This is a genomic window from Lysinibacillus capsici (assembly GCF_003367505.1).
Taxonomy (GTDB): Bacteria; Bacillota; Bacilli; order Bacillales_A; family Planococcaceae; genus Lysinibacillus; species Lysinibacillus capsici.
On record NZ_PXXX01000010.1, the window covers coordinates 86,346 to 102,123 of the forward strand.

Genomic DNA, 15,778 nt, shown 5'->3' on the forward strand with positions numbered 1-15,778 from the left:
CCTACTGAGCCAGCTCAAGATTAGTACATTTATGAAAACAATCACCTTCAATAAATACACTTAAGCATATTTTTCCCATGGTTGTTCAAAATATTCAAAGAAACAAATGTTGTGACGACTATTCAAATTGTCCTGATCCAATCATTTTCTTTAGATTTGCCATCTCAATTGCAGACATTGCCGCATCATAGCCTTTATTACCAGATTTCGTTCCTGCACGTTCAATTGCCTGTTCAATATTTTCGGTAGTAACAATTCCAAAAATAACAGGTACATTCGTTGACAATGACACATTGGCAATGCCTTTTGCCGATTCATTACAAACATAGTCATAGTGTGTTGTAGAGCCACGAATAACAGTACCTAAACCAATAATAGCATCATATTTCTTGGTTTCTGCCAGTTGTTTCGCTATAAAAGGAACTTCAAAAGCTCCTGGCACCCATGCAACATCAATAGATGCAGAATCAACCCCATGACGAGTTAAACCATCCATTGCCCCATCCAATAATTTGCTAGTAATGAACTCATTAAAACGACCCACTACTACTGCAATTTTCAAATCCGTTCCAATTAATTGTGCTTCAAATGTTTGACCCATTGTTCCTTCTCCTTTTTACATAGAAATTTTAGTTTTATTAGTGGATAATTGTTTACGATAAGCAACCAATGCTTCTATCGAGATCATTTTTAAGCCATGATGTGCAGCGTAATTTGTTAGTTCTTCAAACCGAAGCATGTGCCCATCATCACCCATAATTTCGCAAATAACACCTGCAGGTACGCTATGACAAAGCTTCGCTAGATCAATAGTGGCCTCCGTGTGCCCTCTCCGTTCCAGCACTCCTTGCTCTTTCGCAATCAACGGAAAAATATGGCCTGGTCGACGAAAATCAGTTGGCTTAGCTTGCTTTTCTATCATTCTTTGTATCGTTAGCGCACGCTCAAAGGCGCTAATCCCTGTCGTTGTTTCTACATGATCGATACTTACAGTAAATGCGGTTTGATGGTTATCTGTATTGTGCTGAACCATTGGATATAAATCTAGCTTTTGTGCAAGCTGCTGCGAAATCGGCGTACAAATTAAACCTCTACCATTGGTTGCCATAAAGTTGATTGTTGCTGGTGTGATGAATTCAGCGAGTGCCAGAAGATCTCCTTCATTTTCTCGATCCTCATCATCAACCACCACAATCATATTGCCCTGCCTTAAATCCTCTATGGCTTCTTCAATTGAATGTAGCACGATGATCAACTCCTATTCTGTGATTTAAAAACCATGTTGTGCTAAATAATCTCTTGTAATAGCTGGCGTTGTTTGCCCCTTTTTTAATTGCCCTATAATGTATTTTCCAACTAAATCGTTTTCGATATTAACGATTGCTCCAACCCTCTTCATACCTAAAACGGTTTCTTTGTAAGTATGAGGAATAAGTGAAATTGTGACACTATTGGCTTCAACATGAAAAAGGGTTAAGCTTGTGCCATCAATTGTTATGGAACCCTTTGGAATACAAAAGTTGGTTAGTTCCTCTGACATTTCGATATCAATATAAACGGCGTTTGCTACTGGACGTTTTCGCAAAATTTTGCCGACTCCATCAACATGACCAGCAACAAAATGGCCACCAAATCGTCCATTAGCAGGCATGGCACGCTCCAAATTAACAGAATCGCCTATTGCCAGCTGCTGTAGATTTGTTGCTTTGACTGTTTCAGGCATAACATCCATCGTAAGCTGCTGTTGTGTGAAATTTGTCACCGTTAAACAAACTCCATTGACCGCTATACTGTCACCAAGCTTGACATCCTCCGTTATCTTGGCTGATTGAACCGTAATTTTCATACTGTCCCGATCGCTTTGCACGGCTTTTATGATACCAATATCCTCTACAAGTCCTGTAAACATCCCATCACCTACTCTACTTTATTAGTACTTCTATCCTTTACTTTTAAAGTTGATCCACCTGTTTTTGTGCCTTATCCTTCTCCCTTCTCTCGTTAGCAATAAAAAATAAAAACCCCTTTACATCAAAGGGGTTTTGGGAGTATAAGACATCAACAAATAAGCCTATTTGAAAACAATTTTTTCATAGACTGTCATCTCACTCGTTCTTCTCCCATCCAGACTATCACTGTCGGTTTTGGATTTGCACCAAATCAGCTTGCGCTCACGGACTTTGAATTGCTTCATCACCGCCGATTGGGAATTTCACCCTACCCCGAAGAACATCTTCTATTCGATTGTAGCTAAATAAAAAAACTTCCCACAAGATGATTGGAAAGTTTTGTAATAAATGCATAGTCAAATAAACCTTCTAAATTAGAATCAATTTAAAAAGTTCGCATTTTTACCCTTCTCCCATCCAGACTGTAACTGTCGGTTTTGGATTTGCACCAAATCAGCTTGCGCTCACGGACTTTGAATTGCTTCATCACCGCCGATCGGGAATTTCACCCTACCCCGAAGAATATTTTTATTTAGCTAGTCTTACGATAACACTATTTTATTATATTATCCATCCTTCTTTTTAAATTTTTTTCGAAGCATAAATTTTAAACAGCTCTGACTCGACTTGAAAAATGTAAAAGATGTTATTAAAATGATGACATTTAACCTGTTTATGGAACTTCTTAATCAAAAAAACGTTCCTTTACAAGTGACTATTCAGTCTAGCAGTTTGGAGGTCATTTACTTGACATTTTTTAAAAATATACCTTTTAAACAAGCTATTTTCTATGCCCTATTAGCACTCTGTTGTGGGGTTTCGATCGTTTTCGTACATCATAACGAACAATTTTATGATCGACCGATAGCGGAAATAACGCAAGTGGATGTAACAGCATCAGAACCGATGACAGATATGTATGAAAATGAGGATTTTTTGTTTACACAGGAGATTATGGCCATTATCAAAAATGGTCAGCATAAGGGGCAATCCATTCATTTGACGAATGACTATTCTTCGTCTGGTGCTTTTGATCAAGAATACCATGTAGGCAATGAAATCTTTGTCACGCTAGATGATCGCACAACACAATCTGTTTTAACAGGAACCATTCTCGATTTAAAACGAGATCAAACCATGGTAATGATTGCATGGATTTTTATTTTTGCCCTACTTATTGTAGGTAAAAGACAAGGCTTATTTTCTATCATTAGTTTGAGTGTCAATGCTGTGATTTTATCATTCGCATTAGATCTTTATGTGAAGCATGGGGGCGTAAGCCTGTTATTAGTCAGCGGCATTTGCGCCCTGCTATTTACGATTATTTCGCTACTACTTATTAGTGGATTGCATACAAAAACATATGTAGCCATCGTGTCCACACTTTTAGGCACTGTTATAGCGCTTATCATAAGCTCTATTGTAATGTGGTTGACAGGTGAAAATGGTCTTCGTTATGAAGAAATGCAATTTTTAACACGTCCCTATCGTACCGTCTTTATGGCAGGTTTATTTATTGGCTCACTTGGGGCAGTAATGGATGTTTCTATTACAATGGCTTCCTCAATTTTTGCTTTATACGAGCAAGATCCTACAATCTCTGTCAAGGCTCTGAAATCTTCGGGACATGAAATCGGTAAAGATATTATGGGTACCATTACAAGTATCTTATTCTTTGCCTACCTTTGCGGCTCCATACCTATGATTATTCTCTATTTAAAAAATTCTTCCACATTAGGGCTTACATTGTCCTTAAATCTTTCTTTAGAATTAGCCCGTGCCTTAGCAGGGGGTATTGGTGTTGTCCTTACGATTCCTATCAGTCAGTATACCGCTATATTTTTCATTAATCGAAAGAGGGTTCAAGGATGAATGTTGTCGTCTTATTAGCAGTTATATTATTCGTGTTAATGGTACTTGTCGGCGGTAGACAGGGGATACGCTCATTTCTTTCTTTATTCCTAAACTTTGGTGTGCTCTTTGTCACCATTTTTTTAATGACAAACCCTAAAAATAGCCCCATCATCTTGACGTTTTTTGCCTGTACGGTCATTAGCTGTATTAGTCTTTTCTATATCAATAAAACAAACAGTAAAACCATTACAGCCTTTATCTCGACGATGGTGACGATAGGTGTGTTACTACTCTTTATTACCTTTGTAACGGAAAAGTCGATGATCCAAGGGTTTGGCGAAGAATCAACTGAAGAAATCAGCATCTTTTCTCTCTACATTGGTGTTAATTTTGTGCAGATTGGTGCATCAGTCATCATTATGAGTACGATTGGTGCCATTATGGATGTAGCCATTTCCATCGCTACCTCTATGCATGAGATTTTTTATCGCAATCCTTCGATTAGTAGAAAAAAATTATTTACAGCTGGCTTAAGCATAGGAAGAGATATATTAGGAACCGATACTAATACGTTATTTTTTGCTTTCTTTGGTGGCTATTTAAGCTTATTAATCTGGTTCAAGGACCTCTCCTATTCGATTGGGGAAATTATTAACTCCAAGGTTTTTAGTGCCGAAATGACAACCATTTTTTGTGCAGGAATCGGCATTGCATTGATTATTCCGATTGCCGCCTGCATCAATGCCTTTTATTTAATTCGAACACGCGAAAAAACAGAAAAACTTTTATAAAAATTACCAGTACCTATCATAAAACACAATAATGTCGAGGTGTCTCAATGGACTTTTGAGACACCTCCTTTTGTTGTACCATTTTCATTGCAATCGCCGTATTTTCTGATAATATTTACCATAAGATGTTTACGTACGCTCAAAATGGTTGTTATTTCAAGAATACTAGATGCCCATTCCATGTAACATTTTTTAGCATAGAACGTCAATACAACGAGATGAAAAAGGAGAAAGTTTGCAATGAAGCATATTATCTTTGATTTTGATGGGACGCTTGCAGATTCTACTGCTGTGTTTGCCTCAGCATGGAATACTTTAGCCCAAAAATATAAATTTAAAGGCATTGAATTAAAGGAAATTGATACATTAAAAAAATTATCAATTTCAGAACGCAGTAAATTATTCGACTTTCCAATGTATAAGTTGCCTATGATTTTACCGCAATTTTATAAATTGTATCGTCAATCATTAAATGATGTTCATCTTTTTGAAGGAATGAAGGAACTATTAATAGAGATTGATAAAAGAGGCTATAAAATCCTGATTATTTCCTCAAACTCTAAAGAGAATATTTTAGAATTTCTTAAAATGAACGGTATTCATTGTGTAGCGGATGTACTTTGCTCCAACCGCATTTTTGGTAAGGACAAAGTAATGAAAAAGTTTTTAAAGGAAGCAAATGTCGACTCGTCTAACGTCGTATACATTGGAGACGAACAAAGGGATATTGTTGCTTGTAAGAAAGCCGGTATACCAATTATTTGGGTGGAATGGGGCTATGATGCCAAAGAGGTCGTGCAAAATGACGAACCTGAATACAGTGTCTCAACACCACAGGAAATTTTAGAGATCATTTAATCATGAAAAAGGATAATAGCACTTGTCTATTATCCTTTTTATATGCCTATCCTTTGATGTCACTAATTTGCATTAGCTTTTCTGCTGTACTATTAACCCCTTTGTAGGCATCTGTTAATTCATGCATACTCGCAGCAAACTGCTGTGTAAACGCAGCAATTTGATTTGTTGATGCATTGACCTGATCGATGGATTGCTTAATATTTTCTAGTTGCACAGTTATGCTATCAGCACTTTCTGTACTACTCTGGGACATTTTTTGTATTTCAGAAGCGACCACCGCAAAGCCACGCCCATGCTCACCTGAACGTGCTGCTTCTATCGATGCGTTTAGACCAAGAATTCTCGATTTCATAGCTAAATCTTTTACTAAATGGACAATCACATTAATTTGTTCAATATCGCCTGTCATCGATTCCGCGAAATTAGATAGCTCTTCCAAACGATTGGATACATCCTTACTGGCAGTGGCTAATCCTTCATTTGTAGCTGTCATTTCTTCTACAGCACTCGAAAGCTCAGTTGCCAATAGACGCATACTATCCATTTTTTCGTTCGAAATAATGGCACTTACTACGCCAATAATACGTCCTCCTTCAAAAATAGGCTGGGCAGAGGCGATATAGGCCATACCAAAACCTTCTGCGCTACGCTCCTCTTTCACAAATTTTCCTGAACTTAACGCTATTTCTGTTGCTGTACCTCGATATTTATGTACTGGGTCACCAACCCCAACTTTTAAGTCAACCTTTTTTCCTGGTTTGTAGGCAAGCACTTTTTCCGTATCTGCCACGATGACACAAGCATCCTCTGGGTAAGTTGCTTGGTATAAATCAATCGAATCAATAGTTGCTTGTAGTTTAGGATGCATTGTCTTTTCCCCCTAAAATTTTCTGAATTGTATCAATTTAACTATATCATGCGATCCGAAAAAAGACACCAACGTCCAGTGGTGTCTCCTTACAACATTATGGTTTTTTCAATAATTCTACATATTTTTCTGCCGTTCGAATTTCAATTGTTAGAGAATTCTCTCCATAACTTGCCTTAATTAAAAATGGTACATCATTTGAGTTTTGAAACCTAAAATCTAACGTATCATAAGAAACCGTAGCATCTCTTCCTTTTGGGACATATCCTACATCTAACGAATGATGATGGCGCTCAACATATTTGACGGGAATTTGGTCTACTGCATTAAACAAGGTTGAAGAAGTTTGACAGATTCCACCACCAATTCCCATGACTACCTTCTTATTAATAATTTCAGGTGCGGGTTGATAGCCATTTGCCTCATCTCTTGGACCTACAATTGTATTAAAAGAAAAATAATCGCCACTGCCTACAATCACATTATGAATGGCTCTAGCAGAGAGCTCAATATTTTTATTTCTTCCTAAATCAGCACGATTGAAATAAGTTGTATAAGATGCAACAACCACTTCCTCTAATAAAGGAAGATCCTCAAAATAATAGCCACTTTCTGTTATATAGAGCGGCATTTCTACCTGACCGCCAGTCGCAGAAGCTTCGATAATACGCTCCACTAGCTCACTTTCCTTTAAAATGATTTGCGGCTTCCCCTTGATCACTTGCCCGTTTTCATCCAATCGATCAAGCATCATACGCTGATCATAGCCATTTGATGTGTCCGTTCCTCTTGCCCATTCCCTTGCTAATTGTTCGATATGCTTTTGATAGGCTTGTGGGTCCGTATCGAAGCCAAATTCCTTTGGAGATATTGTTTTAAGTACCTTACTCGTAGTTGGATCAACAACCTCTACAATAGGATCAATCATTTGTTCTTGTTCATATGTAACAGGTTGCTTTATTTCCTCACGTTGTTGAATTTCTTGTTCTAGCTTGTTATCAGGGACTGCTGTTTTTTCACAACCTACGAGACCCGTCATACAGATAACGCAACATGTAGCTAACCACTTCTTTTTCAACCATAAACACCACCTCTATCTTCATACTACAGAGACATCTTATTCGTCTATTGCTCATAGTGTGTTGTTTTTTGGTTATTTTTATTTGTCAAGATAGCAAAAACACGCTACATTATCCTTAGCCTGACATATCTAAAGATAGTTTGATGTGTATTCTTGTACTTAATTAACCTTTTAATGATTTAGGGGGATGTTAATTCTAGAAGAAGTAATATACGCTTCCAATACGGTATACTTTAGAATTTAACGCGAAAAAGAGCATCTACTAGCTATCACAAAAGCCAATAGATACTCTTTCTTTTTTTATTTTTGAATAAACATTTGTGTCCAGTAATTACCTTCCTGTACATAGCCTACACCAATATGTGTGTAGCTTTTATTAAGGATATTGGCACGGTGTCCTTCACTGTTCATCCAGGCCGTTACAACTTCCTGTGCGGAGCGTTGGCCCTTCGCGATATTTTCACCAGCAGATTTATACGTAATACCGAAGTTTTTCATCATGGTAAAAGGTGTACCATACGTTGGACTTGTGTGGTCAAAGTAATTTTTATCCTGCATATCTTGCGACTTATATTTAGCAACCCTTGATAGCTCCCAATCTTCTTGCAATGCTGGAAGACCTGCTTTTGCCCGTTCTGCATTGACAAGTTTCACAACCTCTTGTTCAACTGTTGCCTGTTCTTTTACAGGGACGTTAATTTTTTGACCTGGAGAAATTTGATTTGGGTTAGCGAGTTGTGGGTTGGCATCAATTAATTCCTGTACACCCGTTTCTGTTTTTAATGCTATTTTCCATAGCGTATCGCCAGATGTCACTGTATAGGATTCGGCGGCCATTGCCGCAACTGGTACTAATAATGAAGTTGCTACTACTGAAGCTAGTGCTACTTTTTTTATTTTTTTAAACATGTTAATCACCCTTCCTAATTGCTCTACCATTATCGTAAATAGTTTCTGAGCCATAATCATCACAAAATATTTGGAAGGATTTTTACAATTGTATGACAAGCGCGCCATATGTTTAGTTAAAGCCCTTTCTCTCGCTATTCTTTCCCATTGGAATTGTCATCAAGTTGCAATATGTTTGTAATTGGCATACATTACTAATAGATTCAGTGATCAATTGCTGCACAAAATATCCTATTTTGCTAATTGCTTACGCTGTAATCGATAAATTAAGAGAATATAGAGCCAATCATAAAAGAGCGTTGCTACAGAAATAATGGTAATTAAAGGTGTGCGGAAGTATAGATAAAATCCAACCGCTGCAAATAATGTACCCACCATCTTACAAACTGCTATCCCCATGGATTGACCAGCTAAATTCCCTCTTTGCAAGAGTAAAGCAATAAATAGTCCTGACATCATAAGATTTTGAAAGAATGCTACGTACTTTCCTTCGAAATCTTGAAATTCATAGACTATACCTAAAATGATCAGCATGCTAAAGATTAACGTGATCAAAAAGGAGAAATACAATAGCTTTTTTGATAGCATCTTTCGATATTCATTTGGAGCATAACGTAAAAATTGCATCAAAATAAAGACATCCAATACAAACCAAATCAGCGTAATATAGCGTTGCAGGTCATTTTGTGGGTAGAAAAAGGCAAAGATAAATTCCCATGAAATATTGGCACAAATAGCGACCATAGGCATGCCATAGGTTTTATCTTGCCATCCTTTGTAAATAACAAGTATATATGTAAAAATCCAAAAAAGACCCATTCCTACTTGGCAAATTAATAATATGTCTTGTTCACTCAACATTCACGCTCTCCCCCTCTCTAGCATTCCTTCTACTATATGAGGAAATCGATTCTTTATGTCTAAAAGTTTGATAGACGGGTAAAGGAGTGCTAAATAGTAAAAAACGGCAACCTATACATTCCACAAGCGATCCTATATAGTAAAACGAGGTGATTAAATGAAAATAAAAATGTATATAGATAATGAGCAATTTATCGCAGGAACGACCTTAAAAGATGAGATGGAGATTGAACACAATAATATGGCTTTGCATAGTTGCCATGATGTTCAAGCTATCATTAACAATCGTCAGCATTTAGCTGCGACATTGAACTGTGATTTACAAAATTTTATTTGTACAGAGCAAACACATAGTGCGAACTTTCATAAAGTCACATTAGCCGATCAAGGACGAGGAGCTGCGCAAATGGATACAGCGGTGAAGAATACAGACGCGCTTTATACACTTGAGCCTAACTTACTATTATGTAGTTTTACAGCAGATTGCGTGCCCGTTATTTTTTATAATGCTGTGAATGGACTCGTCGGTGTGATTCATTCGGGATGGCAAGGAACAGTCAAAGAAATAACACCCAAACTGTTTCAGCATCTTATGAATGAAGAACAGTGTCGACCTGAGGACTTTCATGTTCAAATCGGTATGGCACTGAGTCAGCAGAAATTTGAGGTAGACGCAGATGTATATGAAAAATTTCACAGTCTTGGTTATGCCGAAGAATTTATGTATTACAATGCAGAAACGAAAAAATACCATATTGATAATCAGCAGACAGTCAAAAAGCAATGTGAGCTTGCGGGTATTCCAGTGAATCAAATACAAATTGATGAAACCTGTACATTCCTTAGTCCCGATGGCTTTTCTTATCGTCAAGATAAACAAGCCGGAAGACATTTAAGCTTTATTATGCGAAAAACACAATAACAGCAAAGACCCTTCTTATCGAATGGGTCTTTGCTGTTATTTTAAAGTACCTGTACTAATAATGGACGTTTCTACATGGACCTTCACGTCTAATTTTCTAATAAGCTCTCTTGTTTTTTTCGATGTCCATTTTCCATGATGATACATTCTAAATTCTTCACTTAAGCCAGCTGGATCTACCTCTGTTTTATTTAATCGCGCTAAAAATTCACTAATATCCTGTTCCAGCTGTTTATTCACATCTTTTTCCAAATCACTTATACTTTCAACTGTAAATAAATGTGATTCTCTTTCTCCCTTATATTCGCTTAAAGTACCCTTTATTTTTAAGAAAATCGTTAATTTGGGTGATTCCATATTTTTATTACTCTCTTTTTTCACACTGCTCTCGATTAAATCAATCATTACCTTTTCTTCTCCATGTCCTGCATTTAAATCAAGGTGCAAAGGAGCAAGATTTTTCTGTCCACTTAAAGCTTGAATAACTAGTGCTTCCTCAGGTTTAATTAATTCATGCATCTGATTCCCTTTAAATATGGCAACGCCTTTAATCTCTAATTTCTCCCCTCGTTTTTCAACATAGGGTAATACTGTATCCACTACAGGATTTGTAATCGAGTACATAAAATCATGAATATTGGTATTGGGGTTAAAAGCAGTATTGATACTCGGCTCTAATAGATTGTTCAAATAAAAATTAATACTTGGCTTATCAGGATAATCCCCTTTTAAAATCGCTTCCGCATTATCCTTCACAACAGCTATTAATACTTTATTACCTACTTCCGCATTGCGATATAAGTGCTGAACAATTTTTCGAACATTCCCTTTCCGCGCAAAATCTTCATTTACTAAGACAACTCGCAATTGATTGAAGACTATTTTCTTATCGGATTGCTTTTCTATTTCCACGATGCCGCTTGATACTAAATCTGTTGTGATAGAAAAAGTTTGTGTGTCTTTTTCTGCGTCTGGAGAATATTGGGGGATCGCTACTGTGAGCCTCATCTGGTTCTCATCGATATAGTCAAAAGCCATCGAGTCTACCATCCCAACATCTTCTAGAGGAACTTTTAATTCTTTTTTAGAACAGCCTGTAAGTAAAACGAAAATCAAAAAAGAAATGATGCATAGATGTTTATTTTTCATACCTGCACCTGCTTTTTTCGAATAACATATATCAGGATTAAAAACACTGGCCAGCTTACCAGCACATAGCCTACATAGTTACTTGCCATAAATAATTTTTCTTGGAATTCACGCGAAAAGGGCATTTTTACAATAAAGAAAATAATCAAGGCGATGATATACAACTGATAACTTTGCTTTTTCTTTTTAAGGAAGGTATCCATACCCCTTTTTGCACACCATACATAGGCTGTAATCGAGGATAAGATTAGAAAAACCCAAAGCGTAATGCCAATGATATCGATTCGCTCAATAAAGGTAAATTCTCCTGCCTTAAATAGGTTTAATACTGAAAACTCTACATTTTTTAATTGCCACTCTGAATAATACATGACGCTAATAGCTGTTGTGATAAAGCATAAAAATATACTAATCCAAATACCGATTAAGGAATGACGAAATGCCTTTTTTTGATCGATGATATATGGAAAATAAAATAGAATTAATTCGTAACCAAGGATAGAAAAATATCCTTGCTTTAACGCTTCATAAAATTCCTTAGGCGTAAAATTAAAGAGAGGCAAAAAATGACTTGGATCACCTTTTTCAATGGCCCAGCGCGTAAAATAGAATAATCCAATGGTAATAAAAAATGTCATTATACAAAATCGTGCAATAGATTTAATACCCCCACTTACAATATAAATAAGTAGCAGTAAAAAGCAAAGAACAGGCATGGTGATGGTTTGTTCCTGCAATGCTGTACTTTGAATTAAGTGCATATAATTACTAATAATCCCTGCACTAAAAACAATAAATTGAATAATGACGAGTAGATTTATAAACTTTCCGAGCCATTTTCCCAATAATATTTCATTCATTCGAAATAAATCATCATTGGGAAACTTCGAACAAAGCCATACCATCGCAAATAGTGTCAGGCTAGCAATCACACCAAAGAGAAGAGGCATAAATGATTGTGTGTAGCCCATAGGACTTAATTTCTGAGGGAGTGAAAGGATACCGGTACCAATCATAATACTTTGCGCTAAGAAGATGACATGATAACGATTTAACACCTTTCCTTTTGTTGTATTCAAAATTAACCACCTCATTCTCATTCTGACACTATTTTTTCTGTACTTTTGAAATACCAGTCTTACTTCTTATATATTTAGTTGGAAATCGGATGACACTATCCAATAAATCGCTTGGCTTTCTTGGAATGGCAGGTGTCATATAATGCGTCCCTAAAGATTTGAGACTTAATAAATGGTGGATCAACCACGCAAAGGCGAGCATCTGTCCAAACAAGCCAAATAAACCTGCTGATAAGATAAAAATATAACGGATAAATCGGCTAGTATTACTCATTAAGAAAATGGGCGGTAAGAAGGAAAGTAGTGCTGAGGTAGCGACTAATACAATGAGTATATTACTGAGTAATCCAGCTTCTACGGCCGCTGTACCAATTACAATACCTCCTACGATACCAATTGTTTGTCCGACTTTGGCAGGCATTCGAGAGCCCGCTTCTCGCAATACTTCAATAATAAGCTCGATAAATAATACCTCAATCAGTGGTGGAAATGGTACCTTACTTCTTGATTCTTGAAGATTTAATAATAATTCGTATGGCAAAATTTCTGGATGAAAGGTTAAGGCTGATATATACATGGGTGTAATCATGATCGTTAAGAAAAAACCAAAAAAGCGCAGCATCCTTAATAAAGATGCTGTTGTCCAACGGTTGTAGTAATCCTCAATCGACACGAACATTTCAAAAAAAGAAGTGGGACAGACAATGGCTAGTTGACTATTATCCATAAAAACGACGATTCTACCATCCAGAAGATAACGGCAAATACTATCTGGACGGACTGTCATGTAATATTGAGGAAAGGGCGATAATGGATTATCCTCAATTAATTGCTTCAACACGGATATATCCGTAAATAACGGATAATCTACCTGGTCAATACGGTTTCTTAAATCATCTAAATTTTCATGGCTCACGATATTATCCATATACATAATCGATATTTTAATATTGGCTTCTGACCCAACAATTCGGTTTTCATTTTTTAGCATGGAGCTTTGAATCCGTCTTCTCACTAACGATATATTCGTTTCCAGTGATTCTGTAAATGCATCCTGTGGACCAATTACAGTCGACTCTGTTTCCGTATCCGTAATGGCCCTTGTAGGCGCACTATACGTATCGATACTTAATAGGGCGTTGGTTTCGTGAAAAAAAAGAAGGGTTTGCCCAGCATTCAATTTTTTAACGACACCTTTCACATCTTTCGGGTCCACATATTGAGCCATTTGATGAATTTGTTTCAAATTATTAGCTAGTGGAATCGTCACCATGGTTTGCAAGGTCATTTTTTCGATGAGTGAGGAGAAATAAATGACCGTCACATCCCCTTCTTCTGTAGCGATCATTTTCAGTTTTACGTCATCGACTTCGTTAATCTCCTGCTTTAATTTAGTGACAATCTGCTCGGGTATCTCGTTCATTTTTGCTCCACCCCTTTTGTTCCGATAAATACCAGTCCATATCATTCATTTTTTAGTAGTTTGCCTTTTTATCATTTAATTATGTAAAAATTGTGCTAGCAAAAATAGCCATACAAAAAGGATGCATCCCAATTAGAGATACATCCTTAAAGGTTATTCTATAGAATCTTTGCTGTATCGGTTTTTACCAATACCAAATACGTAGTAGCTAATGGTTACAAGAATCAAGAAAATAATGCCCACTATTAATGACACGCGTGTATCATCATTGAACCACATGCCGACTAGTACCATGATTAAAAAGATAATTGTTACATAGTTTGTAATCGGTGCGAACGGCATTTTAAAAGGATGCTTTGCTAGCTGCGCTTCCTTTACTTTTCTAAAACGAATTTGACTTATTAAAATGATAAACCATGGAATCATCCCTGGTAAAACACTTGCACTATACACATAAACAAATAAGTTTTCAGGGGCAATATAACTTAAAATAACACCAACGACTAAGCCAACTAATACGCCCGCTGTTCCAAATAAAGGCACACCATTACTAGAAAGCTTTGCGAAAAATTTTGGTGCTTGTCCATTCATAGCAAGTGTATATAACATACGTCCAGCACTATAGATTCCACTGTTACACCCTGACATTGCAGCTGTGATGACGACGAAATTAATAATACCTGCGGCAGCTGTGATACCTACCTTAGCAAATGTCGCAACGAAAGGACTACCAATTGTGCCAAGCTCATCCCAAGGATACACTGTAACAATGACAAAGATTGCACCGATATAGAAAATTAAAATACGCCAAATAATGCTTTGGATGGCATTCGTAATCGTTTGTTGAGGATTTTTTGCTTCTCCTGCTGTAATCCCAATGAGCTCCACCCCTTGATAGGCAGCAACGACTAAAGATAAGGCAAAGAAAAATCCTGTCCAGCCACCTGTAAAGAAGCCACCGTGACTCCAAAGATTGGATAAGCCGATTGCTATTCCATCATTGCCAAAGCCAAAGAAGATGAGTCCGACCCCTGCAATAATCATTAAAATAATCGTAACAATTTTAATCATCGCAAACCAGAATTCAAATTCTCCAAACGATTTGACAGAAATGAAGTTTGCCACACCCAAAATCACCATTGCAATTAGACCAGGTATCCAAGCTGGTAATTCTGGATACCAATATTGCATATACGTTCCTACTGCTATAATTTCAGACATCCCAACAATAACCCATTGGAACCAGTTACTCCACGCTGTTAAATACCCTGCTAAAGGATGAATATATTTATAGCCAAATGTGGCAAAAGAGCCTGTACTTGGCTCCATATAAAGCATCTCACCCATTGCCCTCATAATGAAAAAAATAAAAATACCTGCAATACCATAGGCAAGGAGTACAGAAGGTCCTGTCCATTGAATAGCACTTGCTGAGCCCATAAATAGCCCAACACCAATCGTACCGCCAAGTGCAATCATTTGAATATGACGTGCTTCTAATCCTCTTTTCAATTCCTTATTGGCCACTCCATAACGCCTCTTTTCCTGTTGTTCTTTCTACGATGTTTTTACTTTAAAATAATAATCAATTTTTCTAAAAAAGACAAATGTATTTTTAGGAAAAACAAAAAATATTACTATTTTAATAGAATAACAAAAAATAGGTAATAACGACGATTTAATTGATGTTTGTACGAAATATGATGTTACTTCAACATAATTAAAATCAGAAAATTCAAAAAACTCTATTCCGTTCAAGTCGAAAGGAATAGAGTTTACTTCGTTATTGTAATAAAGTTTGTTCCTGTAATTTTGCAGAAAAGTATTTACGTGCATCTGCTGTTAGAATTTGTAGCAAAGTCACTTCTTCTTGACGTGCAAACTCTACAAACATCCCACTTAAATTTTCGTAGACATATTTGATTTTAAAGCCACTATCTAAATAATGATCTACTTTTTGAATTTCCTCTGTGCTTTGTTGGAATTCAGACATGCCATCACCTCACCTTCTTTTGAAAATGTCTTGATGTT

General features: G+C 36.7%; 16 protein-coding genes and 2 riboswitches. Of the genes, 4 read left to right on the forward strand and 12 right to left on the reverse strand.

Annotated features, from left to right (window positions below):
* Positions 1-118 precede the first annotated feature (118 nt).
* From ribH to ribE, 3 genes are read right to left on the reverse strand one after another with little or no spacing between them, the layout of a single operon-like run.
* Positions 119-601: a 6,7-dimethyl-8-ribityllumazine synthase gene (ribH, locus tag C7B89_RS07530; protein ID WP_048389922.1), complete on the reverse strand. Its 483-nt coding sequence runs from the start codon at positions 599-601 to the stop codon at positions 119-121.
* 15 nt (positions 602-616) lie between these two features.
* Positions 617-1,246 carry a 3,4-dihydroxy-2-butanone-4-phosphate synthase gene (gene ribB / locus C7B89_RS07535; RefSeq protein WP_048390479.1) on the reverse strand — a complete coding sequence of 210 codons (630 nt, stop codon included), beginning with the start codon at positions 1,244-1,246 and terminating at the stop codon, positions 617-619.
* A gap of 24 nt (positions 1,247-1,270) precedes the next feature.
* On the reverse strand, positions 1,271-1,909 hold the full coding sequence (gene ribE, locus C7B89_RS07540) for a riboflavin synthase (protein ID WP_115673426.1): 639 nt from the start codon (positions 1,907-1,909) through the stop codon (positions 1,271-1,273).
* Positions 1,910-2,108: 199 nt separating this feature from the next.
* Positions 2,109-2,234: riboswitch (FMN riboswitch) on the reverse strand.
* A gap of 116 nt (positions 2,235-2,350) precedes the next feature.
* Positions 2,351-2,476: riboswitch (FMN riboswitch) on the reverse strand.
* Between the two features lie 220 nt (positions 2,477-2,696).
* Here ribE and C7B89_RS07545 point away from each other — a divergent pair.
* The 3 genes from C7B89_RS07545 to C7B89_RS07555 all read left to right on the forward strand — a co-directional run bounded on the left by C7B89_RS07545 (position 2,697) and on the right by C7B89_RS07555 (position 5,452).
* Positions 2,697-3,821 carry a YibE/F family protein gene (locus C7B89_RS07545; RefSeq protein WP_054550738.1) on the forward strand — a complete coding sequence of 375 codons (1,125 nt, stop codon included), beginning with the start codon at positions 2,697-2,699 and terminating at the stop codon, positions 3,819-3,821.
* A complete protein-coding gene (locus C7B89_RS07550) occupies positions 3,818-4,594 on the forward strand; it encodes a YibE/F family protein (RefSeq protein ID WP_115673427.1) in 777 nt (258 codons plus the stop codon). Before C7B89_RS07545 ends, C7B89_RS07550 begins: the two co-directional genes overlap by 4 nt.
* Before the next feature lie 240 nt (positions 4,595-4,834).
* Positions 4,835-5,452: an HAD-IA family hydrolase gene (locus tag C7B89_RS07555; protein WP_048389915.1), complete on the forward strand. Its 618-nt coding sequence runs from the start codon at positions 4,835-4,837 to the stop codon at positions 5,450-5,452.
* 46 nt (positions 5,453-5,498) lie between these two features.
* On the opposite strand, the gene C7B89_RS07560 is transcribed toward C7B89_RS07555, so the two are convergent.
* The 4 genes from C7B89_RS07560 to C7B89_RS07575 form a co-directional block, all read right to left on the reverse strand.
* Positions 5,499-6,323 (reverse strand): methyl-accepting chemotaxis protein, encoded by an 825-nt coding sequence (locus tag C7B89_RS07560; protein WP_048389914.1) that lies wholly within the window; start codon positions 6,321-6,323, stop codon positions 5,499-5,501.
* Between the two features lie 97 nt (positions 6,324-6,420).
* The gene (locus C7B89_RS07565) at positions 6,421-7,401 is read right to left on the reverse strand and encodes a VanW family protein (RefSeq protein WP_054550736.1); all 981 of its coding nucleotides are present in this window, start codon (positions 7,399-7,401) and stop codon (positions 6,421-6,423) included.
* Positions 7,402-7,704: 303 nt separating this feature from the next.
* Positions 7,705-8,313: a CAP domain-containing protein gene (locus C7B89_RS07570; RefSeq protein WP_112117691.1), complete on the reverse strand. Its 609-nt coding sequence runs from the start codon at positions 8,311-8,313 to the stop codon at positions 7,705-7,707.
* A 231-nt stretch (positions 8,314-8,544) separates the two neighbouring features.
* Entirely contained in the window at positions 8,545-9,174 is a 630-nt protein-coding gene (locus tag C7B89_RS07575; protein WP_016995451.1) for a transmembrane-type terpene cyclase, read from the reverse strand.
* 157 nt (positions 9,175-9,331) lie between these two features.
* Here C7B89_RS07575 and pgeF point away from each other — a divergent pair, with 157 nt between their 5' ends.
* Positions 9,332-10,096: a peptidoglycan editing factor PgeF gene (pgeF, locus tag C7B89_RS07580; RefSeq protein ID WP_048389906.1), complete on the forward strand. Its 765-nt coding sequence runs from the start codon at positions 9,332-9,334 to the stop codon at positions 10,094-10,096.
* 36 nt (positions 10,097-10,132) lie between these two features.
* Here pgeF and C7B89_RS07585 read toward each other — a convergent pair whose 3' ends face one another.
* The 5 genes from C7B89_RS07585 to C7B89_RS07605 form a co-directional block, all read right to left on the reverse strand.
* Positions 10,133-11,245 carry a Ger(x)C family spore germination protein gene (locus tag C7B89_RS07585; RefSeq protein ID WP_066037643.1) on the reverse strand — a complete coding sequence of 371 codons (1,113 nt, stop codon included), beginning with the start codon at positions 11,243-11,245 and terminating at the stop codon, positions 10,133-10,135.
* Positions 11,242-12,324 carry a GerAB/ArcD/ProY family transporter gene (locus tag C7B89_RS07590; RefSeq protein ID WP_054550732.1) on the reverse strand — a complete coding sequence of 361 codons (1,083 nt, stop codon included), beginning with the start codon at positions 12,322-12,324 and terminating at the stop codon, positions 11,242-11,244. Before C7B89_RS07590 ends, C7B89_RS07585 begins: the two co-directional genes overlap by 4 nt.
* Before the next feature lie 28 nt (positions 12,325-12,352).
* Entirely contained in the window at positions 12,353-13,747 is a 1,395-nt protein-coding gene (locus C7B89_RS07595) for a spore germination protein (RefSeq protein WP_054550731.1), read from the reverse strand.
* Positions 13,748-13,900: 153 nt separating this feature from the next.
* Complete coding sequence (locus C7B89_RS07600; RefSeq protein WP_054550730.1) at positions 13,901-15,274, reverse strand: amino acid permease; 1,374 nt, start codon at positions 15,272-15,274, stop codon at positions 13,901-13,903.
* 256 nt (positions 15,275-15,530) lie between these two features.
* Positions 15,531-15,740 carry a hypothetical protein gene (locus tag C7B89_RS07605; protein ID WP_016995612.1) on the reverse strand — a complete coding sequence of 70 codons (210 nt, stop codon included), beginning with the start codon at positions 15,738-15,740 and terminating at the stop codon, positions 15,531-15,533.
* Positions 15,741-15,778: the final 38 nt, after the last annotated feature.